The 21,989-nt window shown below is 69.5% G+C and carries 20 protein-coding genes; 14 read left to right on the top strand and 6 right to left on the bottom strand.

Translation table 11 applies throughout. The features are described from left to right. Positions 1–3 precede the first annotated feature (3 nt). From proC to ACDP63_RS07930, 5 genes are all read left to right on the top strand, one after another. Positions 4–807, top strand: a complete 804-nt coding sequence (gene proC / locus ACDP63_RS07910) for a pyrroline-5-carboxylate reductase (protein WP_024843122.1) — start codon at positions 4–6, stop codon at positions 805–807. Then, positions 804–1,145 (top strand): tRNA-binding protein, encoded by a 342-nt coding sequence (locus ACDP63_RS07915; RefSeq protein ID WP_024843121.1) that lies wholly within the window; start codon positions 804–806, stop codon positions 1,143–1,145. Before proC ends, ACDP63_RS07915 begins: the two co-directional genes overlap by 4 nt. After that, positions 1,145–2,095: a 2-hydroxyacid dehydrogenase gene (locus tag ACDP63_RS07920; protein ID WP_024843120.1), complete on the top strand. Its 951-nt coding sequence runs from the start codon at positions 1,145–1,147 to the stop codon at positions 2,093–2,095. Before ACDP63_RS07915 ends, ACDP63_RS07920 begins: the two co-directional genes overlap by 1 nt. Further along, positions 2,095–3,321, top strand: coding sequence for a glycerate kinase (locus tag ACDP63_RS07925; RefSeq protein WP_024843119.1), 1,227 nt, complete (start codon positions 2,095–2,097; stop codon positions 3,319–3,321). The genes ACDP63_RS07920 and ACDP63_RS07925 overlap by 1 nt, the downstream gene beginning before the upstream one ends. A gap of 101 nt (positions 3,322–3,422) precedes the next feature. After that, positions 3,423–4,484, top strand: a complete 1,062-nt coding sequence (locus ACDP63_RS07930; protein ID WP_024843118.1) for a DUF475 domain-containing protein — start codon at positions 3,423–3,425, stop codon at positions 4,482–4,484. 167 nt (positions 4,485–4,651) lie between these two features. Here ACDP63_RS07930 and ACDP63_RS07935 read toward each other — a convergent pair whose 3' ends face one another. The 5 genes from ACDP63_RS07935 to cobS form a co-directional block, all read right to left on the bottom strand. Beyond that, positions 4,652–6,469, bottom strand: a complete 1,818-nt coding sequence (locus ACDP63_RS07935; protein WP_024843117.1) for an aminopeptidase P family protein — start codon at positions 6,467–6,469, stop codon at positions 4,652–4,654. Between the two features lie 27 nt (positions 6,470–6,496). Then, a complete protein-coding gene (gene epsE / locus ACDP63_RS07940) occupies positions 6,497–7,750 on the bottom strand; it encodes an exopolysaccharide biosynthesis GT4 family glycosyltransferase EpsE (RefSeq protein ID WP_409927890.1) in 1,254 nt (417 codons plus the stop codon). Between the two features lie 97 nt (positions 7,751–7,847). After that, entirely contained in the window at positions 7,848–9,710 is a 1,863-nt protein-coding gene (gene cobT / locus ACDP63_RS07945) for a cobaltochelatase subunit CobT (RefSeq protein WP_028709922.1), read from the bottom strand. Positions 9,711–9,798: 88 nt separating this feature from the next. Next, the gene (locus ACDP63_RS07950) at positions 9,799–10,206 is read right to left on the bottom strand and encodes a hypothetical protein (RefSeq protein ID WP_231486611.1); all 408 of its coding nucleotides are present in this window, start codon (positions 10,204–10,206) and stop codon (positions 9,799–9,801) included. 26 nt (positions 10,207–10,232) lie between these two features. Beyond that, positions 10,233–11,207 carry a cobaltochelatase subunit CobS gene (cobS, locus tag ACDP63_RS07955; protein WP_024843113.1) on the bottom strand — a complete coding sequence of 325 codons (975 nt, stop codon included), beginning with the start codon at positions 11,205–11,207 and terminating at the stop codon, positions 10,233–10,235. 154 nt (positions 11,208–11,361) lie between these two features. Between cobS and ACDP63_RS07960 the strand changes: the two genes are divergently transcribed. The 9 genes from ACDP63_RS07960 (at position 11,362) to ACDP63_RS08000 (ending at position 21,182) form a co-directional block, all read left to right on the top strand. Then, the gene (locus ACDP63_RS07960; RefSeq protein WP_024843112.1) at positions 11,362–12,330 is read left to right on the top strand and encodes a DUF808 domain-containing protein; all 969 of its coding nucleotides are present in this window, start codon (positions 11,362–11,364) and stop codon (positions 12,328–12,330) included. A 66-nt stretch (positions 12,331–12,396) separates the two neighbouring features. Then, complete coding sequence (locus ACDP63_RS07965) at positions 12,397–13,776, top strand: FAD-binding oxidoreductase (RefSeq protein WP_024843111.1); 1,380 nt, start codon at positions 12,397–12,399, stop codon at positions 13,774–13,776. Between the two features lie 81 nt (positions 13,777–13,857). Continuing rightward, entirely contained in the window at positions 13,858–14,316 is a 459-nt protein-coding gene (locus tag ACDP63_RS07970) for a DUF2267 domain-containing protein (protein ID WP_024843110.1), read from the top strand. Positions 14,317–14,487: 171 nt separating this feature from the next. Beyond that, positions 14,488–15,270, top strand: coding sequence for a GH25 family lysozyme (locus ACDP63_RS07975; protein ID WP_024843109.1), 783 nt, complete (start codon positions 14,488–14,490; stop codon positions 15,268–15,270). Continuing rightward, positions 15,246–15,902 carry a CPBP family intramembrane glutamate endopeptidase gene (locus tag ACDP63_RS07980; RefSeq protein WP_409927891.1) on the top strand — a complete coding sequence of 219 codons (657 nt, stop codon included), beginning with the start codon at positions 15,246–15,248 and terminating at the stop codon, positions 15,900–15,902. Before ACDP63_RS07975 ends, ACDP63_RS07980 begins: the two co-directional genes overlap by 25 nt. Before the next feature lie 60 nt (positions 15,903–15,962). Next, positions 15,963–17,738 (top strand): aspartate--tRNA ligase, encoded by a 1,776-nt coding sequence (gene aspS, locus ACDP63_RS07985; protein WP_024843107.1) that lies wholly within the window; start codon positions 15,963–15,965, stop codon positions 17,736–17,738. A gap of 129 nt (positions 17,739–17,867) precedes the next feature. Beyond that, positions 17,868–19,235, top strand: coding sequence for a DUF1800 family protein (locus ACDP63_RS07990; protein WP_024843106.1), 1,368 nt, complete (start codon positions 17,868–17,870; stop codon positions 19,233–19,235). A gap of 12 nt (positions 19,236–19,247) precedes the next feature. Beyond that, on the top strand, positions 19,248–20,429 hold the full coding sequence (locus ACDP63_RS07995; RefSeq protein WP_024843105.1) for a DUF1501 domain-containing protein: 1,182 nt from the start codon (positions 19,248–19,250) through the stop codon (positions 20,427–20,429). A 21-nt stretch (positions 20,430–20,450) separates the two neighbouring features. Continuing rightward, positions 20,451–21,182 carry a GNAT family N-acetyltransferase gene (locus tag ACDP63_RS08000; RefSeq protein ID WP_051419471.1) on the top strand — a complete coding sequence of 244 codons (732 nt, stop codon included), beginning with the start codon at positions 20,451–20,453 and terminating at the stop codon, positions 21,180–21,182. A 3-nt stretch (positions 21,183–21,185) separates the two neighbouring features. Here ACDP63_RS08000 and ACDP63_RS08005 read toward each other — a convergent pair whose 3' ends face one another. Beyond that, positions 21,186–21,914, bottom strand: coding sequence for a response regulator (locus ACDP63_RS08005; RefSeq protein WP_024843103.1), 729 nt, complete (start codon positions 21,912–21,914; stop codon positions 21,186–21,188). Between the last annotated feature and the right edge of the window lie 75 nt (positions 21,915–21,989).

The raw sequence follows: 21,989 nt of genomic DNA on the forward strand, positions 1-21,989 counted from the left end.
GACATGGATTTTTCGGATCTGAATGCGCGCGGGCTGGTGCTGGTCGGCTGCGGCCGCATGGGCGGCGCGCTGCTGGACGGCTGGCTGAAGAACGGGCTGGCGGCGCGGGCGGTGCATGTGGTGGACCCCAATCCGCGGGCGGAACTGTCGGATCTGGGTATTTCGGTAAACGGAAAGCTGCCCGCGGCGCCCGCCGTGCTGGTAATCGCCGTCAAGCCGCAGATGATGGCGGATGTGCTGCCGCGGCTTTCGGTCGGGGCGGGGACGCTGGTCATCTCGGTCGCGGCAGGGGTGACGCTGGCGGCCTATGAGGCGGCGTTTCCGGCCGCGCCCATCGTGCGCGCCATGCCGAACACGCCGGCGGCCATCGGCCAGGGCATCACCGCCGTCATCGGCAATGCCAGGGCCGGTGAGGCCGAGATGGCGCTGGCCGAGGCGCTGCTTTCCGCCGTCGGCCGCGTCGTGCGGCTGGAGGGCGAGGACCAGATGGATGCGGTGACGGCGCTTTCTGGTTCGGGTCCGGCCTATGTCTTTCACATGATCGAGGCCATGGCGGCGGCCGGCGAGGCCGAGGGGCTTTCCGCCGCGCTGGCGCTGGACCTGGCGCGGGCCACCGTGGCCGGGGCCGGCGCGCTGGCCGTGCATGAGGACGCGGATCCGGCCAGGCTGCGCGAGGCCGTGACCTCGCCCGGCGGCACCACGGCGGCCGGTCTGAAGGAGCTGATGGACCCCAAGGCCGGCCTGCCGCCGCTGATGCGCCGCACCATAGCCGCCGCCGCCGCGCGGGGGCGGGAGCTGGGGAAATGAGCGAGCCGATCGCCTGGGCGGATTTCGAGAAGGTCGAGATCCGCGTCGGCCGCATCACCCGTGCCGAGCCTTTCCCCGAGGCGCGGCGCCCGGCCTTCAAGCTGTGGCTGGATTTCGGACCCGAGATCGGCGAGCGGAAAAGCTCGGCCCAGATCACCCGGCATTACGCGCCGGACGGGCTGGTCGGCCGGCAGGTGCTGGCGGTGGTGAATTTCCCGCCGCGCCAGATCGGCCCCTTCATGTCCGAGGTTCTGGTGCTGGGCCTGCCGGACGAAGATGGCGAGGTGGTGCTGATCGGTCCCGAGCGCGAGGTGCCGGTCGGGGGGAGGATGTATTGATGAAGCTTCTGGTGACGCGCCGCATGACACAGGCGGCGGAACATGCGCTGTCGACCCGGTTCGAGACCGAGATCCTGGATCGTCAGGACGGGCTCAGCGTCGACGAGGCGGCGCGGGCGCTGGCCGATTACGACGCGATCCTGCCGACGCTGGGCGACCGCTTCACGGCCGAGGCCTTTCAGGGCCGGCCGCGCTGCCGCCTGCTGGCGAATTTCGGGGCCGGCTACAACCATATCGACGTGGCGGCGGCGGCGGCGGCCGGCGTCGCCGTGACCAACACCCCCGACGCCGTGACCGAGGCCACTGCCGACATCGCCCTGACCCTGATCCTGATGACCGCGCGCCGGGCGGGCGAGGGCGAGCGGCTGCTGCGCCGCGGCGCCTGGACCGGCTGGCAGCCGACGCAACTGCTGGGCCGCCATGTCACCGGCTGCACCGTCGGCATCATCGGCATGGGGCGCATCGGCAAGGCCATCGCCCGGCGCTGCCATTTCGGCTTCGGCATGGACGTGATCTTTCACAACCGCTCGGTGGTCTCGTCGCTGGATTTCCCGGCCCGGCAGGTGGCCAGCCTGGACGATCTGCTGGCGCAGTCGGATTTCGCCGTCATCGCCGTGCCCGGCGGGGCCGAGACCCGGCACATGATCGGCGCGCATGAGCTGGAGCGGCTGGGGCCGCGCTCCTACCTGATCAACATCGCCCGCGGCGACGTGGTCGAGGAGGCGGCGCTGGTCGAGGCGCTGGCGCAGGGCCGGATCGCCGGGGCGGGGCTGGATGTCTACGAGTTCGAGCCCCGTGTCTCGCCCGCGCTTTGCGCCATGGAGAACGTGACCCTGCTGCCGCATCTGGGCACCGCGGCCGAGGAGGTGCGCACCGCCATGGCCATGCGGGCGATGAACAACCTGGTCGCCTTTGCCGAGGGGCAGGCGCTGCCCGACCGGGTGAACTGATGGCGCCCGGCGACCGCGCCATGGCGCTGATCCGCGCGGGCATCGCCGCCGCCGATCCTGCTGCCGCGGTGGCGCGCGGCATGGCCGAGGTGCTGGCCGATCCGCCGGGGCCGGGCGGGCGCTGGCTGGTGATCGCCGTCGGCAAGGCCGCCCGCGCCATGGCCGCGGCGGCGCTGGAGGCGCTGCCGGGGGCCGAGGCGCTGGTAGTGACCAATGCCGGCAATGACGCGGCGCTGGCCGGGGCGCGGGTCATGCGCGCCGGCCATCCGCAGCCCGACGCCGATGGCGCGGCGGCGGCCGAGGCGGTGATCGCCAGGCTTGCCTCTGCGGGGCCGCAGGACCGGGTGCTGGCGCTGATCTCGGGCGGCGGCTCGGCCATGCTGCCGGCGCCGGCCGAGGGCATGGCGCTGGCCGACAAGCAGGCGGTGAACCGGCTCTTGCTGGCCTCGGGTGCGGATATTGCACAGGTGAACCTGATCCGGCAGGGCCTGTCGCGGCTCAAGGGCGGCGGCTGGCTGCGGCTGTCGCGGGCGCCGCTGACGGCGCTGATCCTGTCGGATGTGCCGGGGGACGACCTGCGGGTCATCGCCTCGGGACCGACGGTGGCGCCGGTCGGCACGCGGGCGCAGGCGGCCGATCTGGCGCGTGCGCTGGGCATCTGGGAGCATATGCCCGAGGCGGCCCGCGCGGCGCTCAAGCGCCCCGAGGACCGCCGCGCCCTGCCGCAGGCCAGGAACATCCTCGTCGGCTCGAACGCGCTTTCCGTCGCGGCCATGGTCGCGGCCGGGGCCGATCCCGCGCCGATCCTGCTTTCGGGCGACGTGCAGGATTGCGCGCAGGCGATCTGGGCCTTGGCACCGGGGTTGCGGCCCGGCCAGGCGCTGGCCTTCGGCGGCGAGACCACGGTGAAACTGGTCGGCGATGGCATGGGCGGGCGCAACCAGGAACTGGCGCTGCGCCTGGCGCTGCTGGCCGAGGCGCAGCCGGTGGATTTCGACTGGGCCTTTGCCGCGGTCGGCAGCGACGGGCGCGACGGGCCCGGCGAGGCCGCGGGCGGGCTGGTCGGCCCCGCCACGCCGGCGGCGATCCGGGCGGGCGGCATCGATCCCGCCACGGCGCTGGCAAGGAACGATTCGACCCCGGCGCTGGCGGCGGGCGATGCGCTGGTGGTGACGGGCGCGACCGGCACCAATGTCGCCGACCTGGCGGTGCTGGTGCGCGGCTGAGCGGCGCGCGGTCCCGGGTTCGCCTGCCTGCAAGGCTGCCCTGCACCCGCCCGCCTTGCCCGTCCTTCCGGCAGGGCCTAAGACCGAAAGGCACGAGCCGCATGACGGGGAACCCGATGAGATCCACCCTGAGCTACATGACCTGGCCCTTCGTCGTCACCGGTGCGGGCCTGGCGCTGGCCGCCTTCCTTGGCTGGGAATATCACGGCACCGGCTCGGGGGCCTTCGCATTCTTCCTGATCGCCGGCATCCTGGCGGTGCTGGAAATCTCGCTCAGCTTCGACAATGCGATCGTCAATGCCAACAAGCTCAAGCAGATGGTGCCGAAATGGCAGCGCCGCTTCCTGACCTGGGGCATCCTGATCGCGGTCTTCGGCATGCGGGTGATCTTTCCGCTGCTGGTGGTGGTCATCGCCGCCCATCTCGCACCATGGGAGGCCATTCGTCTGGCCGCCACCCAGCCGCAGGAATATTCCCGCATCATCCACGAGGCGCATCTGCCCATCGCGGCCTTCGGCGGCTCGTTCCTGATGCTGGTGGCGCTGAACTATTTCTTCGACGAGGCCAAGGACGTGGACTGGATCAAGGGCGTCGAGGCCGCGCTGCGCAAGCTGGGCGAGATCCGCGGCATGGAGGTCGGCTTCGTGCTGGTCTGCATGCTGGTGATCGTCGGCCAGCTGCCGGCGGAAAAGGAGCATGCCTTCATCATCGCCGCGATCTGGGGGGTGATCACCTATCTGCTGGTGGACATGCTGGGCCATGTTCTGGACCGCTGGGGCGGCGGGCCGCAGCCGGTCGACATGGCGCGCGGCGGTTTCGGCGCCTTCCTCTATCTCGAGGTGCTGGACGCCTCTTTCAGCTTCGACGGGGTGATCGGCGCCTTCGCGCTGACCCAGAACCTGTTCCTGATCGCCATCGGGCTTGGCATCGGCGCGATGTATGTGCGCTCGATGACGGTGATGCTGGTCGAACGTGGCACGCTCGCCGCCTTCCGCTATCTCGAACATGGTGCCTTCTGGTCGATCTTCGTGCTGTCCATCCTGATGTTCGTCCAGACCCTGCGGCCGATCCCCGAAGTGGTCACCGGCCTTCTGGGCGCCTGTTTCATCGGCATGGCCTTCCTCAGCTCGCTGGCCTGGCGCCGCCGTCACCCGCACGGCTGAGATTGCCGCTCTTTCCGTTTTCCAAATACCCATGCTACGGCGCCCAGGGGCGCGGTTGCCGGGGTATTTGGGGAACAGAGAAGGCGCGCCGGGATGTCCCACCGGGTCGCGCCTTGCCGGTTGCGCCGTTCGGATGAGTATTTGGGAAACGGTGATAGCGCCGGTCTTCAGGCCCTGCCGTCCAGCGGCCGGGTCGCGCGATGGAGCCAGTCGCGCACCTCGCCCTCGACCAGGGGCGAGATCTTCTCCCAGACCTGCGCGTGATAGGCGTCGAGCCAGGCGATCTCGGCCGGGGCGAGCAGTCCGGGCTCGATGAGGCGACGGTCGATCGGGGCAAAGGTCAGGGTCTCGAAGCCCAGCATCTCGCGGCCATCCGGGCTTTCGCGCTTCTCGACCACGATCAGGTTCTCGATGCGGATGCCGAAGGCGCCCTCGCGGTAATAGCCCGGCTCGTTCGACAGGATCATGCCGGGCTGCAGAGGAATCTCCGAGATGCGCGAGATCCGGACCGGCCCTTCATGCACGGACAGGCCGGCGCCGACGCCATGGCCGGTGCCGTGGTCGTAATCCATGCCCTCGGACCAGAGCGGTGCACGGGCCAGCGCGTCGATATGGCAGCCGGCGACGCCCTTGGGGAACTGCACCTGCGAGATGGCGATCATGCCCTGAAGCACGCGGGTATAGGGCCGCCGCGCCGCCGGATCGGCTGGGCCCATCGGCAGGGTGCGGGTGATGTCGGTGGTGCCGTTGGCATATTGCCCGCCGGAATCGACCAGCAGCACATGGCCGGGCAGGATGCGCAGGTTGCTTTGCCGGTCGACATGGTAATGCGGGATCGCGGCATGCGGGCCTGTGGCTGCGATCGTGTCGAAGCTGATGTCGAGGATGCCGCGCGCCACGCGCAATTCCTCAAGCCTTTGCGCCACGTCGATCTCGGTCAGCGGCTCGGCGTCCAGATGCGCGGCGCGGGCGTCGAGCCAGCACAAGAGTTCCGCCACCGCCGCGCCGTCCTGCAGATGCGCGGCGCGCATGCCGGCGATCTCGGCCGGGTTCTTGCAGGCTTTCGGCAGGATCACCGGGTCCGGGCCCTCGGCAATGGGGGTCTTCATGCTTTCGATCAGCGCGAAGACCCGGTCGGGCGCGCTGGCCGGATCGACCCGCACCGGGCCGGCAAGGTTGGTCAGCGCCGGGGTCAGCGCATCGAGCGGCAGCACCGAGACCGCGTTGCCAAGCGCCGCCCGCACCTCCGCGCCGAACTTGGCCGGGTTGGTGAAGACGGCGACATGGCCGTTCTCCTCGATGATGGCGAAACATTGCACCACCGGGTTCTTCGGCACGTCCGCCCCGCGGATGTTCAGAAGCCACGAGACCGAATCGGGCAGCGTCAGCACCGCCGCCTGCTGCCCGGCCTCGCGCAGCGCCTGGGCGATGCGGGCGCGCTTCTCGGTCGCGGTCTCGCCGGCGATCGCGTCGGGCCAGAGCCGCACCGCGCCCACCGGCGCCTCGGGCTGGTCGGGCCAGATCGCATCGACCGGGTTCGTGTCGAGCGCGATCAGGGCGATGCCCGAACCGGCCAGGCCCTTTTCCATCTCGCGGATCTCGCGCCGCGTGTGCAGCCAGGGGTCGTAGCCGATGCGCCCGCCCTCGGGCAGCGCCTCGCGCAGCCAGTCGGCGGGCTTGGTTTCCGGCCAGGGCACCGGGGTGAAATGCGCGGGGTCGACCTCGGCCTTGACCTGCACGCGATAGCGGCCGTCGATGAACACCCCGGCGCGGTCGGGGGTGACGATGCAGAAACCGGCGCTGCCGGTGAAGCCGGTCAACCAGGCCAGCCGCGCGTCGCGCGCCGCGACATATTCGCCCTGATGCGCATCGGCGCGCGGCACCAGGAAGCCGTCGAGCCCGCGCGCCGCCAGTTCGCGGCGCAGCGCGGCCAGCCGGGGCGGATGCGCGGCGGGGTCGGAATGGCTGTCGTAATTCTGGAACATGCTTGCCTCTGGGTCTTGTTCTGGGTGTCAGGCGCGGGCCAGCGCCGCGCGCGCGCCGGGCAGGGTGCGCGCGAGGCCGTCGGCCAGGGCCTGGGCGCTGCGGCGGTGGTGGAAATCGGCGGCGACGCGGGCGCGGGACGCCTGGGCCAGCCGCCGCGCTTCCGCGGGATCGGCGTGCAGCTGGGCGATCTCCTCGGCCATGATCTCGGGGCGTTCGGGCGGCACCAGGATCGCGTCGCGGCCCGAGGTGATCAGCTCGTGATTGCCGCCGACATCGGTGACGACCACCGGCATCTCCATCGCCATCGCTTCCATGATCGCGACCGAGATGCCCTCGTTCAGGCTGGCCAGCGCAAAGATATGCGCGCGCTCCAGCCCCTCGCGCACCCGATCCTCGCTGACCGCGCCCAAAAGCGTGACCGCGTCGCCGAGGCCCTTCCCGGCGATCAGCGCGTCGAGCTGGCGGTGATAGCCCGAACCGCCCTGCTCGTCCTCGCCGGCGATTTCCAGCCGGGCGTCGATGCCCTGGGCGCGCAGCAGGGCGACGGTCTCGATCAGGTGGTCGTGGCCCTTGACCGCGTTCAGCCGGCCGCAGCTGAAAATGCGCAGCGCCTCGCCGGGGGCAGGAGGCTGCCAGGGCGTCCGGCGCCGGATCTGGTCGAGGTCCACGCCCATCGGCGCGACATTGATGACGGCGGGGCGGTCGGTGCCGATCTCGCGCTCGGCCACCCGCGTCAGCAATTGCGAGATGATGGTGGCGAAGCGCGCATGGCGCCATTTCTGCCGCTGGTTCGGCCCGTAGCCCTCCAGCGTCGGCCCGTGCAGGGTCAGGCTGTAGCCGGGCCCGCCCAGGCGTTCGGCGAGCATGGCGATATTGGCGCTGTCGGCGCAGCTGTGGACATGGACATGGTTCCAGCCCTGCTGGCGGGCGATACGCTTCAGCCGCGCGCCCATGGCCAGCAGCGCCAGCATGCGCAGACGGCCCTTGACGCCCTGCGCCTCGGCGGTCAGCGCCGCGCCCAGGCCGCGCGCCCAGCCGGCGGGCCCCGAGCGCAGGAATTCCGCAAGGATGCCCAGGCCCTCGCCGCCCAGCGGCATCAGGTAGCGGGTCCGGGCCTGTGCCTCGGCCGCCCAGGCATGCGAGGCGACGGCGCGCGGCGGCGGCCGGGTCGAGATCAGCTCGGCCTCGATCCCCAGTTCCGCCAGCGCCTGCCGCTCGCGCCACAGGAAGATATGGGTCTGGCCCGGAAATTCGGGAATGAAGAAGCCGATCTTCAGCACGTCAAATCCTTTGGCCTGTCAGGCGGAAAGCGGCCCCGGTCCGACGAAATTGGTCGCATGGGACGCCGGGCAGATCAACCAGCCCGAAAGAACAGGTTCAGCCGGCGCGGCGCAGGTTCATGGCGCGGGCGCGTTTCCTGGGATCGGCCTCGAACAGGGCGGCAAGCTGCTCGGTCATGGCGCCGGCCAACTGTTCGGCATCGGTGATCGTCACCGCGCGCTGGTAATAGCGGGTCACGTCATGGCCGATGCCGATGGCCAGCAGTTCCACCTGCTTCTTGCGCTCGATCATCGCGATCACGTCGCGCAGGTGCTTTTCCAGGAAATTCGCCGGGTTGACCGAAAGGGTCGAATCGTCCACCGGCGCCCCGTCCGAGATCACCATCAGGATGCGCCGCGCCTCGGGCCGCCGGGCCAGCCGCCGATGCGCCCATTCCAGCGCCTCGCCGTCGATATTTTCCTTGAGGAGCCCCTCTTTCATCATCAGGCCCAGGTTCGGCCGCACCCGCCGCCAGGGTGCATCGGCACCCTTGTAGATGATATGACGCAGGTCGTTCAGCCGCCCCGGCTGCGCCGGCCGGCCGGCGGTCAGCCATTTCTCGCGGCTCTGGCCGCCCTTCCAGGCGCGGGTGGTGAAGCCCAGGATCTCGACCTTGACCTGGCTGCGTTCCAGCGTCCGGGCCAGCACATCGGCGCAGATCGCGGCGATCGAGATCGGCCGGCCCCGCATCGAGCCGGAATTGTCCAGCAGCAGCGTGACCACGGTGTCGCGGAACTCGGTGTCCTTTTCGACCTTGAAGGACAGGGGCGTCGTCGGGTTCGCCACCACGCGGGCCAGGCGGCCGGCGTCCAAGACCCCCTCCTCCTTGTCGAATTCCCAGCTGCGGTTCTGCTGCGCCTGCAGGCGGCGTTGCAGCTTGTTGGCCAGCCGCGAAACCGCGCCGCGCAGGGGCTCCAGCTGCTTGTCCAGATAGGCGCGCAGCCGCTCCAGCTCGGCCGGGTCGGCGAGGTCCTCGGCGCGGATCTCCTCGTCGAATTCCTGGGCATAGACGCGGTAGTCCGGGCTCGCCTCGCTGACCTGCGGCGGCAGGTCGGGCGGCGTCTCGGCCTCGGACATCTCGGCCTCGTCCACCAGTTCCTCGTCGGACTGGTCGTCCATGCTGACCTGGGCCTGGCGTTCGTCCTGGGTCTGGTCCTGGGTGCGCTCGGGGCTGGCCTCGGCGTCCTCGTCCTGGTTCTGGTCGCGGGACTGGTTGTCGCCAGCCTCCTCGTCCTGCTCGGCGTTTTCCTCGGCCTCGTCTTCCTGCGGCTCGTCGGGGTCTTCGCCCAGCTGGTCGCCATAGCCCAGGTCGGCGATCACCTTGCGGGCGAGCCGGGCGAAGGCCGCCTGGTCGGCCAGCACCTCGCCCACATGATCGAGATCGGCGCCGGCCTGTTCCTCGACGAAGGGGCGCCACAGGTCCGCGACATGCTGCGCGGCCGAGGGCAGGGCGCGGCCCGTCGCCGCCTGCCGCACGATATAGCCCGCCGCGACGGCCAGCGGCGCATCGGCCGGGGCCTTGATCTGGCCATAGCCCTTGCGCTCGGCCTCCTGGCCCAGCTTGGCGTCGATGTTGCTGAGCGCGCCGGGCATGTCGCGCGCGCCCAATGCCTCGCAGCGCGCGGTCTCCATCGCCTCGTAGAGGTCGCGCGCCATCGGCCCGGCGGGGGCGTATTTCGCATGGGTCGCGGCGTCGTGGTGGCGCAGCTTCATCGCCAGGGCGTCGGCGGTGCCGCGCGCCAGCAGCACCTCGTCTCGGGTCATGCGGCGGCTGACCTGCGGCAGGCGCATGGTGTCGCCCGCCACGCCGGACGGGTCGGCGGTGAAGGTCACGTTCAGCTCGTGATCCTCGGCCAGCGCGCGGGTGGCCTCGGTCAGGGCCTTCTTGAACGGATCGGCGGGGTTGTCGGATTTTTTCATGGGCTGTTCCAGAAATCGCCTTTGTCCGCCATTGCACTACATTCGCAGCAAAAGGCCAAGAAACGAGCGTAGCGAGGTTGCTCTTCCATCATTCGTAAAACCTCAGCAGCGGTGCGCAGGAGGCTTTGTCTTGTGCGTAGATTGTCGCCGTGGGTTCGGGTTGATGGACGTCGAAGCCGCCGAATGCGTCAAGATAGGCTTTCGTAAAGCTGGTCTCCGTCATCGGCGAGGCCAGCGGGAAGCTCTTGACCGTATCGACCTCCAGAGCCCAACGAACGGAATCCCCGCGCTTTTCGTCGCGCCCGGTCACCGGATTGCTGCGCAGAACCATCCCGACTGCAATTGTAGCTTGCACGAAGTCCCGGCAACGGGTCTGCACATAGGCCGCGTCGTCAGCGTTCGGGTCGGCCGAGAGGGGTATCAGCGTTGCAGCCTTATCCTCGTTCGGCATGCCCGCGGTCAGGGCTGCGGCCATCGCCGGCAGGGCCATGGCCATCGTGCAAATGCTGACCGCCCCCCGCATCACCCCGCCTTGACCGCCGCGCTTTCCGGCAGTTCCTCGTCGAAGAGCCGCTGATAGAACTCGGCCACCGTCTGCCGCTCCAGCTCGTCGCATTTGTTCAGGAAGGTCAGGCGGAAGGCATAGCCTACGTTATCGCCGAAGATCCGCGCGTTCTGCGCCCAGGCGATCACCGTCCGGGGCGACATCACCGTCGAAAGATCCCCCTGCATGAAGGCCGTGCGCGTCAGGTCGGCCAGCGTCACCATCTGGTTGATGATCTTGCGGCCCTTCTCGGTGTTGTAGGTCGGGTTCTTGGCCAGCACGATGGCGGCCTCGGCGTCGTGGCTCAGGTAATTCAGCGTCGAGACCAGCGACCAGCGGTCCATCTGGCCCTGGTTGATCTGCTGCGTGCCGTGATAGAGGCCCGTGGTGTCGCCCAGGCCCACGGTGTTCGCCGTCGCGAACAGGCGGAAATAGGGATTGGGCGTGATGACCTCGTTCTGGTCCAGCAGCGTCAGCTTGCCATCGGCCTCCAGCACGCGCTGGATCACGAACATCACGTCGGCGCGGCCGGCGTCGTATTCGTCGAAGACGATCGCGGTCGGGTTGCGCAGCGCCCAGGGCAGGATGCCTTCGTGAAAGACCGTGACCTGCTTGCCGTCCACCAGCTTGATCGCGTCCTTGCCGATCAGGTCGATGCGGCTGACATGGCTGTCCAGGTTCACCCGCACGCAGGGCCAGTTCAGCCGCGCCGCCACCTGCTCGATATGCGTCGATTTGCCGGTGCCGTGATAGCCCTGGATCATCACCCGGCGGTTATAGGCAAAGCCCGCCAGGATCGCCAAGGTGGTATCGGGATCGAACTTGTAGGTCGTGTCGATGTCGGGCACCCGGTCCGAGCGTTCGGCAAAGCCCTTGACCTTCATGTCGCTGTCTAGGCCGAAGACCTCGCGCAGGTCGATTTCCTCGGTCGGTTTCGCGTTCTGATCCAGCATGGGCGGCCCTTTCGATTGTCCCATGCTTGATGAATGATTCCCCGCGCGGGTGCAAGCCGGGCAAGGGGCGGGAACCGTCGCCGGGGCCGCGAATTGCGCATGGGCGCGCCGCCGCCTAGAGTGCGGCGCGGGAAACCAGGGACGGGAAACGGGCATGAGCGGATTGCTGGCGCTGCTGGATGACGTGGCGGGGATCGCCAAGATCGCGGCGGCGTCGATCGACGACGTGGCGGGGCAGGCGGTCAAGGCCGGCAGCAAGGCCGCCGGCGCGGTGATCGACGACGCGGCGGTGACGCCGAAATACGTGCACGGCTTTTCCGCCGCGCGCGAGGTGCCGATCGTGATGAAGATCGCCCGCGGCTCGCTTTACAACAAGCTGGTGATCCTGCTGCCCATCGCGCTGCTGCTCTCGGCCTTTGCGCCCTGGGCGATCACGCCGCTGCTGATGCTGGGCGGCTCCTACCTGTGTTTCGAGGGCGCCGAGAAGGTCCTGCATGCGCTCAGCCACCACAAGGTCAACGAGCCGCATCTGAAGACGACCGCCGAGGGCGCCGCCGGGCTGGAAGAGGAACGGGTGCGCGGCGCGATCAAGACCGACTTCATCCTCTCGGCCGAGATCATGACCATCGCGCTGGCCACGATCCCGAACGGCGACGCGATCTGGATGAAGGCGCTGATCCTGGCCGTGGTGGCCCTGGGCATCACCGTCGCGGTCTACGGCTTCGTGGCGCTGATCGTGAAGGCGGACGATTTCGGCCTGCACCTGCACGAGCGCGGCGGCCCCGGCGCGGCGCTGGGCCGCGGCATCGTCCATGTCATGCCGGGCTTCATGAAGGTGCTGACCGTGGTCGGCACCGCGGCGATGATCTGGGTCGGCGGCCAGATCGTCATCCACGGGCTGCACGAACTGGGCCAGCACCAGCCCTATGAATGGATCCATGGCATGGCCGCGGCCGCGGCCCGGGCCCTGCCCGCTGCGCCCGGCTTCGCCGCCTGGGCCGCCACCGCCTTCTTCGACGGCATCTTCGGGGTGCTCTGGGGCATGATCCTGATCCCGGTGGCGCATTACGCCGTCACCCCCGCCATCGAGGCGGTGAAGGGCGCGGTGGGCGCCAAGTCCTGACCCCGGCTTGCCCTTGGCCGGCTGCCGGGACTATCAACTGCCATACCAATGCCGCAGGAGATCTCCATGCCGATTCCCGCCCCGGCCCTCGACGCGCTTTCCGCGCTTCTGGGCGCGCGCCTGTCCACCAGCGGCGCCGACCGCGAGTTGCACGCCCAGTCCGAGACCTTTCACCGCGCCCCGCCGCCCGATGCCGTGGCCTGGCCGGTCTCGACCGAGGAGGTCTCGCGCATCGCCGCCATCTGCCACGCGCATCGCGTGCCGATGATCGGCTGGGGCACCGGCACCTCGCTGGAGGGGCAGGCCCTGGCGCCGCAGGGCGGGCTGGTCATCGACCTGTCGAAGATGGACCGGGTGCTGGAGATCCGGGCCGAGGACATGCAGGCCAGCGTCCAGCCCGGCTGCACGCGCGAGGCGCTGAATACCGAATTGCGGGCGACCGGGCTGTTCTTCCCGGTCGATCCCGGCGCCAATGCCTCGCTGGGCGGCATGGCGGCGACGCGCGCCTCGGGCACTACGGCGGTGCGCTACGGCACCATGCGCGACAATGTGCTGGCGCTGGAGGTGGTGCTGGCCGACGGGCAGGTGATCCGCACCGGCACGCGGGCGGCGAAATCCAGCGCCGGCTATGACCTGACCGGGCTTTTCGTCGGCTCGGAGGGCACGCTGGGCATCATCACCGAACTGACCCTGAAGCTGCACGGCCAGCCCGAGGAGGTCGCCGCGGCGGTCTGCGGCTTTCCGACGCTGGAGCAGGCGGTGGAATGCGTCACCGCGACGATCCAGTCGGGCATCCCCATGGCGCGGATCGAGTTCATCGACGCCGACGTGGTGCGTGCCTTCAACCGCGCCTCGGGCACGCAGATGCACGAGGGCCCGCACCTGATGGTCGAGTTCCACGGCGGACCCGCCTCGGTCAAGGGCGATGCCGAGGCCTTCGGCGCGCTGGCGGGCGAGTTCGGCGGCACCGGCTTCGACTGGGCGACCACGCCCGAGGCGCGGGCGGCGCTGTGGAAGATGCGGCATAATGCCTATCGCTCGTGCCTGGCCTTGCGGCCGGGGGCGACGGCGGTGGTGACGGATGTCTGCGTGCCGATGTCGCACCTGCCCGCCGCCGTGGCCGCGGCGGCCGAGGACATCCGCGCCGAGGGCCTGCTGGGCCCCATCGTCGGCCATGTCGGCGACGGCAACTTCCACGCCCAGATCCTGGTGATGCCCGGAGACGAGGCCGAGCTGGCCGCCGCCAAGCGCGTCGCGCTGCGCATGGCCGAGCGCGCCATCGCGGTGGGCGGCACCATCACCGGCGAGCATGGCGTGGGCATCGGCAAGAAGCCCCTGATGCCCGCCCAGCACGGCGCTGCCATCGGCGTGATGGCGGCGATCAAGCTGGCACTGGACCCCCAGGGGGTGCTGAATCCCGGCAAGCTGGTGCCGGAGGTGGGCTGAGGCGCAAGGCGCGCCGGCACAGTCCGGCCGGGGCGCCGCCCGTCCGCATCGGCAGCGCATCCCGGCAAGGAGGAACGGGAAATGCCAATGCCATGGACCTATCGCCATGCGTCCAAGGAATGGCGCGCGATTCTCGACGATCTCAAGGACCGCATGGACCTGGTCTCGGACAACAGCGCCTATACCGCCCTGGACGGCGTACTCCAGGCCTTTCGGCGCCGACTCACGGCGCAGCAGGGGCTGGACTTCGCATCCGTCCTGCCAGCGATTCCCAGGGCGATCTTCGTCGCCGACTGGAAACCCGACGAGAAGCCGGTGCCCTTTGCCGACCGCCGGACCATGACCCGAGAGGCGCAACAGCTCCGGCCGCATCACAACCTGACCCCGGACAACGCCATCGAGGCCGTGGCCTGGACCATCCGCCGCTATGTGAACAAGGCGGATTTTCAGCGCGTCCTGGAATGCCTGCCGCCGGGCGCAGTCCAGTTCTGGCATGTCGATGTGGCCGACCCCAGGGAGATCGGGCCGCGGATCTTCTGAAACGTGCCGCACAACCTGCGGTGGAGATGCGCGCCGGCCGGGGTGTCCCTGACAAACTCGTGACTGTCACGCCATCGTGACAGAGCGTCGCACCTTTGCGATAAGGACACGAAGCGCCGAGTACAGGCGCAGGGGCAGAGCGCGCGACATGCGCGCAGGCAGAGGGCAGAGATGACATTCCTGGGCAAGATTTTCACGGCGTTGGCGCTGGTCGCGCTGGCCTCCTGCGGGGGGCCTTCCAGCGGGCCGGCGGTGATGGCGGGGCAGGGCAGCGGCCCGCAATTCGGCGACAGCGCGCCCCATCCCTGGATCGGCGGGCATCCCTATGACCACCCGATCCACGGCATCGACATCTCGCGCTGGCAGGGCGACATCGACTGGCACCGGGTGCGCGGCTCGGGCATCAGCTTCGCCTTCATCAAGGCGACCGAGGGCGGCGACCATGCCGACCCGAACTTCCGCCGCTACTGGCGCGAGGCGGCGCAGGCGCGCATCCCGCGCGGCGCCTATCACTATTTCTATTTCTGCCGCTCGGGCTCGGAGCAGGCGGCCTGGTTCATCGCCAACGTGCCCAGGGAGCGCGGCGCCATGCCGCCGGTGCTGGACCTGGAATGGACCGCCTCCAAGACTTGCCCGCATCGCCCGGCCAGCCATGAGGTGCTGCGCGAGGCCAAGATCTTCAAGGACATCCTGCACCGGCATTACGGCCAGCGCCCGATCATCTACACCACGGTCGATTTCTACCGCGACAACAACCTCGGCTCCTGGCCCGAGGAGTTCTGGCTGCGCTCGGTCGCGGGCCATCCGCGCATCGTCTATCCCGGCCAGCGCTACACGTTCTGGCAATATACCGGCACCGGCATCGTGCCGGGGATCCGCGGCAACGTGGACCTGAACGTCTTTGCGGGCTCGCCCGCGCAGTGGCGGGCATGGCTGAACCAGCGCCTGCAATAAGGCGCGGCCTGCTCTGGGCCGAGTTCGCGGCGCTCTATGTCGGGACGCCGCTGGTGATCGCGCTGTTCCTGCCCGGCCATATGCTGTTCGAGGCGCTGGCGGTGTTCAGCCTGGCGGGGCTGGGCCTCTTGTGGCGCACCGGCGGCTTTCACTGGCACAGCCTGGTGCGCGGCTGGAGCCGGCTGCCCTGGCGCGAGATCCTGGCCGTGGCGCTGGCCACCCTGCTGGTGGGGCTGGCGATCCTGGCGCTCGACCGCCCGAACTCGATCTTCCAGATCGTGCGGCAGCGGCCCGAGTTCCTGCCGGTGATCTGGACCTTCTATCCGATCCTCTCGGCCCTGCCGCAGGAACTGATCTTTCGCCCGCTGTTCTTTCACCGCTACGCCGCACTGCTGCCGGCGGGGCAGGGGGCGATCGCGCTGAACGCGGCGGTGTTTTCCTTTGCCCACCTGATGTATTGGTCCTGGGTGATGGCGGTGCTGACCTTCGTCGGCGGCTGGGTCTTTGCCCGCGCCTATCTGGAGCGCGGCTTTCCCTCGGCCTGGGTGCTGCATGCGGTGGCGGGGAACGTCCTCTTCGCTGTCGGCATGGGCGCCTATTTCTACACCGGCAACGTGGTGAGGCCGTTCTGATTGCTTGACTTCGCCGGCGCGGCGCGGTTCATGCGGGGCCGATACGCAAGGGGAAAAACGATGAGCGCCTATCGCAGCCATACCTGCGGCGAGCTGACCGCCGCTGCCGCCGGGTCCGAAGTCCGTCTGTCCGGCTGGGTCCACCGGGTCCGCGACCATGGCGGGGTGCTGTTCATCGACCTGCGCGACCATTACGGGATCACACAGGTGATCGCCGACAGCGACTCGCCCGCCTTCCCGGCGCTGGAAAAGCTGCGGGCCGAGACGGTGATCCGCATCGACGGCCGCGTCAAGCTGCGCGACCCGAGCCTGGTCAACCCCAAGCTGCCCACCGGCGAGATCGAGGTCTATGCCACCGCCATGGAGGTGCTGGGCGCCTCGGACGACCTGCCGCTGCCGGTTTTCGGCGATCAGGACTATCCCGAGGAGACGCGGCTGACCTATCGCTTCCTCGACCTGCGCCGCGAAAGCCTGCACAACAACATCATGCTGCGCTCGCGCGTGGTGAAATGGCTGCGCGACGCGATGTGGGATCAGGGCTTCACCGAGTTCCAGACCCCGATCATCACCGCCTCCTCGCCCGAAGGGGCGCGCGACTTCCTAGTGCCCTCGCGCCTGCATCCGGGCAAGTTCTACGCCCTGCCGCAGGCGCCGCAGCAGTTCAAGCAGCTGATCATGGTTGCGGGCTTTGACAAGTATTTCCAGATCGCGCCCTGCTTCCGCGACGAGGATCCGCGCGCCGACCGCTCGCCCACCGATTTCTACCAGCTCGACATGGAGATGTCCTTCGTCGAGCAGGAAGACGTGTTCCGCGCCATCCAGCCGGTGATCCAGGGCCTGTTCGAGACCTTCGGCGGCGGCCGCCGCGTCGATGCGACCTGGCCGCGCATCCCCTATGCCGAGGCGATGCTGAAATACGGCTCGGACAAGCCCGACCTGCGCAACCCCATCGAGATGCAGGTGGTTTCGGATCATTTCCGCGGCTCGGGCTTCGCGATCTTCGCGAAGCTGCTGGAACAGGAGGGCACCGAGGTCCGCGCCATTCCCGCGCCCACCGGCGGCTCGCGCAAGTTCGCCGACCGCATGAACGCCTTTGCGCAGAGCCAGGGCCTGCCCGGCATGGGCTATATCTTCTGGCGCAAGGCCGAGGACGGCACGACCGAGGCCGCCGGCCCCATCGCCAAGGCGCTGGGTGCCGAGAAGACCGAGGCGATCCGCATCCAACTGGGCCTGGGCGAGGGCGATGCGGCCTTCTTCCTGGGCGGCAAGCCCGAGACCTTCGAGGCCGTCGCCGGCCGCGCCCGCAACGAGATCGGCCGCGAGCTGGGCCTGATCGACGAGAACCAGTTCAAGTTCGCCTGGATCGTCGATTTCCCGATGTATGAAAAGGGCGAGGACGGGCGCATCGACTTCAGCCACAACCCGTTCTCGATGCCGCAGGGCGGGCTGGATGCGCTGGAGGGCGACCCGCTGGCGGTCAAGGGCTATCAATACGACCTGGCCTGCAACGGCTATGAACTGGTCTCGGGCGCGATCCGCAACCACCGGCCGGAAATCATGTTCCGGGCCTTCGAACTGGCCGGCTATGGCCGCGACGAGGTGGAAAAGCGGTTCGGCGGCATGGTCAAGGCCTTTCGCTATGGCGCGCCGCCGCATGGCGGCTGCGCGGCGGGGATCGACCGCATCGTCATGCTGCTGGCCGACGAGGTGAACATCCGCGAGGTCATCATGTTCCCGATGAACCAGCGCGCCGAAGACCTGATGATGGGCGCCCCCAGCGAGCCGACGAACGAGCAGCTGCGCGAATTGCGCCTGCGGGTGCTGCCGCGCGAGTAAGCGTGGCGGCGCTGCGTCGGCAGTCTGTTGCCGCATCGCCGCATGCTGAAGAAAGCGTGAACTGACCTTGGGCCGAGGCCGTGCCATAACCCTGTGCATGGGGGCGATTTCCCCTGCAAGGATGATTGCATGAGCTTTGGATTTCCCGAACTGGCGGCGATCCGGCTGGGCTTTGGTCTGTCGCCGCTGATGCCGCCGCCCGCCGATGTCGAGGCGGTTCTGGCCGGTCCCGCAAGCGCCGGTCCTGGCCCCGAGGCGATGACCACCGAAAAGGCCAGCGCCTTCGCGACGCGGTTTCGCGAACTCCGCCTGGCCCGGCGCGAGGAGCGGCCCGAGCCGCCCGAGGGGCAGGAGGCCGAGCGCCGGCTCGGCGAACTGCCGGTCGAGGGCCTGCGCCTCCGGGTGATCCGCGCCCTGGACGACCCGATCGGCTTCGGCGAAAGGCTGGTGCAGTTCTGGGCCGACCATTTCACCGTCCGCGCGACCGACAAGATGAACAATGCCCTGGCGCTGGCCTTCGTGGACGAGGCGATCCGCCCGCATGTGAACGGCCGGTTCGAGGACATGTTCCTTGCCGCCGACACCCATCCGATGATGCTGGTCTATCTGGACCAGATCTCCAGCCGCGGACCGGGCTCGCCCGTCGCCCGGCGCCGCCCGGATCGCCATTTCGGGCTGAACGAGAACCTGGCCCGCGAGGCGCTGGAGCTGCATTCGCTGGGCGTGGGCGCCGGCTACGACCAAAAGGACGTGCGCGAACTGGCCAAGCTGCTGACCGGGCTCAGCTTCTCGCATCAGGCGGGCTTCGCCTTTCGCCCGCTCTGGGCCGAGCCGGGCGCCGAGACGGTGTTGGGCCGGGCCTATGGCGGCGGCCGGCGCGACGGGCTCGACGCCATCCGCGACGCCTTTCGCGACATCGCCCGCCGGCCCGAGACCGCGCGGCACCTGTCGCGCAAGCTGGCGGTGCATTTCGTCTCGGACGACCCGTCCGAGGATCTGGTCGAGGCCATGGCGGCCACCTGGCGCGACACGGGCGGCGACCTGCCGCAGGTCTATCGCGTGCTGGCCAGCCATCCCGACCTGGCGTCCGGCCTGCGGCAGAAGGTGCGCCAGCCCTTCGATTTCTGCGTGGCCGGGCTCAGGGCGCTGGGCATCCGCGGCGAAGGGATCGCCCGGCTGGAACTGTCCGCGTTCCGCCGCATCGCCTGGGGCCCGCTCGAGGCCATGGGCCAGCCCTGGGGCCGGCCCAAGGGCCCCGACGGCTGGCCCGAGGCGGCCGATGCCTGGATCGCGGCGCAGACCCTGGCCGCGCGGATCAACTGGTCGCTGCGCATTCCCCGCCTGCTGCTGGACGAATTGCCCGACCCGCGCGAGATGCTGGTCTCGGCCTTCGGCGGCACGCAATCGGCGGAACTGGCCTGGGCCGTACCCAAGGCGGAATCGGCGGCCGAGGGCGTGGCGCTGATCCTCGCCTCGGGCGATTTCAACCGGCGATAGGAGGATGGTCAGATGCTGACACTGGACCGGCGCCTGTTTCTGAAGGGGGCGGCGCTGATCGGCTGCTCGGCCGCGGCGCATCCGCTGATGAGTTCGATGACCTTCGCGGCGCTGCCGGGCGAGAACCGGCTGGTCGTCATCATCCTGCGCGGCGCCATGGACGGGCTGGACGCGATCCAGCCCTATGGCGACCCGATGCTGCGCAAGCTGCGCCGCAGCCTGTCGGTCGGGCCGGAAAACGGTGCGCTGGACCTCGATGGCTTCTATGCGCTGCATCCGCGGCTGGAGCCGCTCTTGCCGCTGTGGCAAAAGGGCGAGCTGGCCTTCGCCCATGCCGTCTCGACCCCCTATCGCGACAAGCGCAGCCATTTCGACGGCCAGGATCTGCTGGAGGCGGGCACCGGCAACGACCTGCCGGTGGACCGGCGGGTGGGTGGCTGGCTGAACCGACTGCTGCAGGCGATGCCGGACGCCACGGCCGAGACCGCCTATTCCGTCGGCGTCGAGCAGATGAAGATCCTGACCGGCAAGGCCGCGCATCTCAGCTGGGCGCCGCGGGCCTGGCTGAAGCTGTCGCCGCAGGCGCAGATGCTGCTGGAGCATGTCTATCACGACGACCCGCTGTTTCGCGACGCGGCGCAGGATGCGACGCAGATCAGCGCCGAGACCTCGGACCTGGGCAAGATGCCGGGGCCGACCGCCGATGCGCAGGCGCTGGCCGCCTTTGCCGCCAGCCGGCTGAATGCCGCAAGCCGCATCGCCGCCTTTTCGCTAGCCGGCTGGGACAGCCATGCCAACCAGGCCGCCGTGCTGGGCCGGGGGTTGGACCGGCTGGCGGCGGCGATCCTGAAGCTGCGCGAAGGCCTGGGGCCGAACTGGGATCGCACCACGGTTCTGGCCATGACCGAGTTCGGCCGCACCGTGCGCGAGAACGGCTCGGGCGGGACAGATCACGGCACCGGCGGCGCGCTGTTGATGGCAGGCGGCGCGATTCGGGGCGGGCGCGCCTTCGGCGACTGGCCGGGCCTGGGCGAGGGCCAGCTTTATGCCGGCCGCGACCTGATGCCCACGCGCGACATCCGCGCCTATGCCGCCTGGGCCATGCATGGGCTGTTCGGGATCGCGCGCGACAGGCTGGAGCGCGAGATCTTTCCCGGCCTTGACCTTGGCGGCGATCCGCGGATGCTGGCCTGAGCCTTCGCCGGAGCTCTGCCCATGTCCCAGGATCACCTCGACCGCGCGCCCGCGCCTTCGGCCCAGGGCGGCGGCTTGCGGCCGACCGGCCCGCTGGTCGCGGGCTTCGTTCCGCCGTCCCCGCCCGGTCCTGAGCGGATCGAGGGCCGCCATGTGCTGCTGGAGCGCCTGGACCCCGACCGCCATGCCGAGGATCTGTTCGCGGCCAACCAGGGGCAGGATTGGGTCTGGGACTACCTGGGCTATGGCCCCTTCGCCGATCTGCCGGCCTATCGCGCCTGGCAGGCCGGGATGGCGGCCAAGGCGGACCCGTATTTCTATGCCCTGCGCGACCGCGCGACCGGCAAGGTCGGCGGGCTTGCCTCGTTCCTGCGCATCGACCCGGCCAATGGGGTGATCGAGATCGGCCATATCGAGATCGCGCCGCCGATGCAGCGCAGCCCGGCCGCGACCGAGGCCATCTCGCTGATGATCGGCTGGGCCTTCGATGCGGGCTATCGCCGGGTCGAATGGAAATGCGACGCGCTGAACGCCCCGTCCCGCCGGGCGGCACTGCGCTATGGCTTCGCCTTCGAGGGCGTTTTCCGCCAGCACATGATCTACAAGGGCCGCAACCGCGACACGGCCTGGTATGCGATCATCGACCGCGACTGGCCTGCCCTGGCGCGTGCGCACCAGGCATGGCTCGCGCCCGGCAATTTCGATGCCGAGGGGCGCCAGCGGCAAAGCCTGTCGGCGCTGACCGCGGGCTAGGGCTTATGCGTTCCGCGCGCTTGCCAGCCGGTCCTGCACCAGCCCGCTGATCCGCGCCAGGCCGGTGGCGAGCGCCCGGCCCTGTGCATGGTCGCGCGCCAGCGTGGCCGCCGCATCCTCCAGCATCCGGTCATGGGCCGAGCGCGCAACCCCGGCCAGGAAGCGCGCGATATAGTCGATGGCCGCGGTGTCCTCGGCCTCTGCCAGCACGTCGGCGACATGCGCCAGATCGTCGCGCAGCGCCTCGGGATCGGCGGGGATCGTCTCGTCGGGCAGGATGCGCAGTCCTTGCGGCCGCGCATCGGGCGGCAGGGCGGCCAGGATCGCCTCCTGGAACAGCGCCAGGCTTTCGACGGGTTTCGCCAGGAAACCGTCCGCGCCGGCCGCGATCGCCGCCTCGCGCCTGGCCGGGTCGCCCGAGATGCCCAGGATTACCGGCACCCGCGGCATGGCGCGGGCGATGGTGGCGATCATGTCGGCACCGTCGCCGTCGGGCAGGCCCATGTCCACGATCACCGCCCCCGGCCGGTAGGTCTTTAGATGCCGCAGGGCCGAGCGGATGCTGTCGGCCCGCCGGATGCGCGCGCCCGAGCGCAGGCACAGCAGCCGCACCGCCTCCGAGGCGACGCGCGAATCCTCGACCACCAGCACCGTCAGCCCGGTCAGCGGCCGGTTCGGTAGGGTGGCCCGCCAGGTGGGAAAGTCTTCCGCACCGATGTTTTCCTGTTCCATCTCGTAAAATCCTAACTGGGAATCACATTCTGTCCCAAGGATTGCGCGTTTTCCCTAAGAAGCGGTTAACGGCGG

Source organism: Paracoccus sp. P2, assembly GCF_046335115.1.
GTDB classification, from domain to species: Bacteria; Pseudomonadota; Alphaproteobacteria; order Rhodobacterales; family Rhodobacteraceae; genus Paracoccus; species Paracoccus pantotrophus.

What these genes read in the sequence shown, in the direction of transcription:
- proC (WP_024843122.1), top strand. Translation starts at nt 4, where the DNA reads ATGGATTTTTCGGATCTGAATGCGCGCGGGCTGGTGCTGGTCGGCTGC.
- ACDP63_RS07915 (WP_024843121.1), top strand. Translation starts at nt 804, where the DNA reads ATGAGCGAGCCGATCGCCTGGGCGGATTTCGAGAAGGTCGAGATCCGC.
- ACDP63_RS07920 (WP_024843120.1), top strand. Translation starts at nt 1,145, where the DNA reads ATGAAGCTTCTGGTGACGCGCCGCATGACACAGGCGGCGGAACATGCG.
- ACDP63_RS07925 (WP_024843119.1), top strand. Translation starts at nt 2,095, where the DNA reads ATGGCGCCCGGCGACCGCGCCATGGCGCTGATCCGCGCGGGCATCGCC.
- ACDP63_RS07930 (WP_024843118.1), top strand. Translation starts at nt 3,423, where the DNA reads ATGACGGGGAACCCGATGAGATCCACCCTGAGCTACATGACCTGGCCC.
- ACDP63_RS07935 (WP_024843117.1), bottom strand. Translation starts at nt 6,469, where the DNA reads ATGTTCCAGAATTACGACAGCCATTCCGACCCCGCCGCGCATCCGCCC.
- cobT (WP_028709922.1), bottom strand. Translation starts at nt 9,710, where the DNA reads ATGAAAAAATCCGACAACCCCGCCGATCCGTTCAAGAAGGCCCTGACC.
- ACDP63_RS07950 (WP_231486611.1), bottom strand. Translation starts at nt 10,206, where the DNA reads ATGGCCATGGCCCTGCCGGCGATGGCCGCAGCCCTGACCGCGGGCATG.
- cobS (WP_024843113.1), bottom strand. Translation starts at nt 11,207, where the DNA reads ATGCTGGATCAGAACGCGAAACCGACCGAGGAAATCGACCTGCGCGAG.
- ACDP63_RS07960 (WP_024843112.1), top strand. Translation starts at nt 11,362, where the DNA reads ATGAGCGGATTGCTGGCGCTGCTGGATGACGTGGCGGGGATCGCCAAG.
- ACDP63_RS07965 (WP_024843111.1), top strand. Translation starts at nt 12,397, where the DNA reads ATGCCGATTCCCGCCCCGGCCCTCGACGCGCTTTCCGCGCTTCTGGGC.
- ACDP63_RS07970 (WP_024843110.1), top strand. Translation starts at nt 13,858, where the DNA reads ATGCCAATGCCATGGACCTATCGCCATGCGTCCAAGGAATGGCGCGCG.
- ACDP63_RS07975 (WP_024843109.1), top strand. Translation starts at nt 14,488, where the DNA reads ATGACATTCCTGGGCAAGATTTTCACGGCGTTGGCGCTGGTCGCGCTG.
- ACDP63_RS07980 (WP_409927891.1), top strand. Translation starts at nt 15,246, where the DNA reads ATGGCTGAACCAGCGCCTGCAATAAGGCGCGGCCTGCTCTGGGCCGAG.
- aspS (WP_024843107.1), top strand. Translation starts at nt 15,963, where the DNA reads ATGAGCGCCTATCGCAGCCATACCTGCGGCGAGCTGACCGCCGCTGCC.
- ACDP63_RS07990 (WP_024843106.1), top strand. Translation starts at nt 17,868, where the DNA reads ATGAGCTTTGGATTTCCCGAACTGGCGGCGATCCGGCTGGGCTTTGGT.
- ACDP63_RS07995 (WP_024843105.1), top strand. Translation starts at nt 19,248, where the DNA reads ATGCTGACACTGGACCGGCGCCTGTTTCTGAAGGGGGCGGCGCTGATC.
- ACDP63_RS08000 (WP_051419471.1), top strand. Translation starts at nt 20,451, where the DNA reads ATGTCCCAGGATCACCTCGACCGCGCGCCCGCGCCTTCGGCCCAGGGC.
- ACDP63_RS08005 (WP_024843103.1), bottom strand. Translation starts at nt 21,914, where the DNA reads ATGGAACAGGAAAACATCGGTGCGGAAGACTTTCCCACCTGGCGGGCC.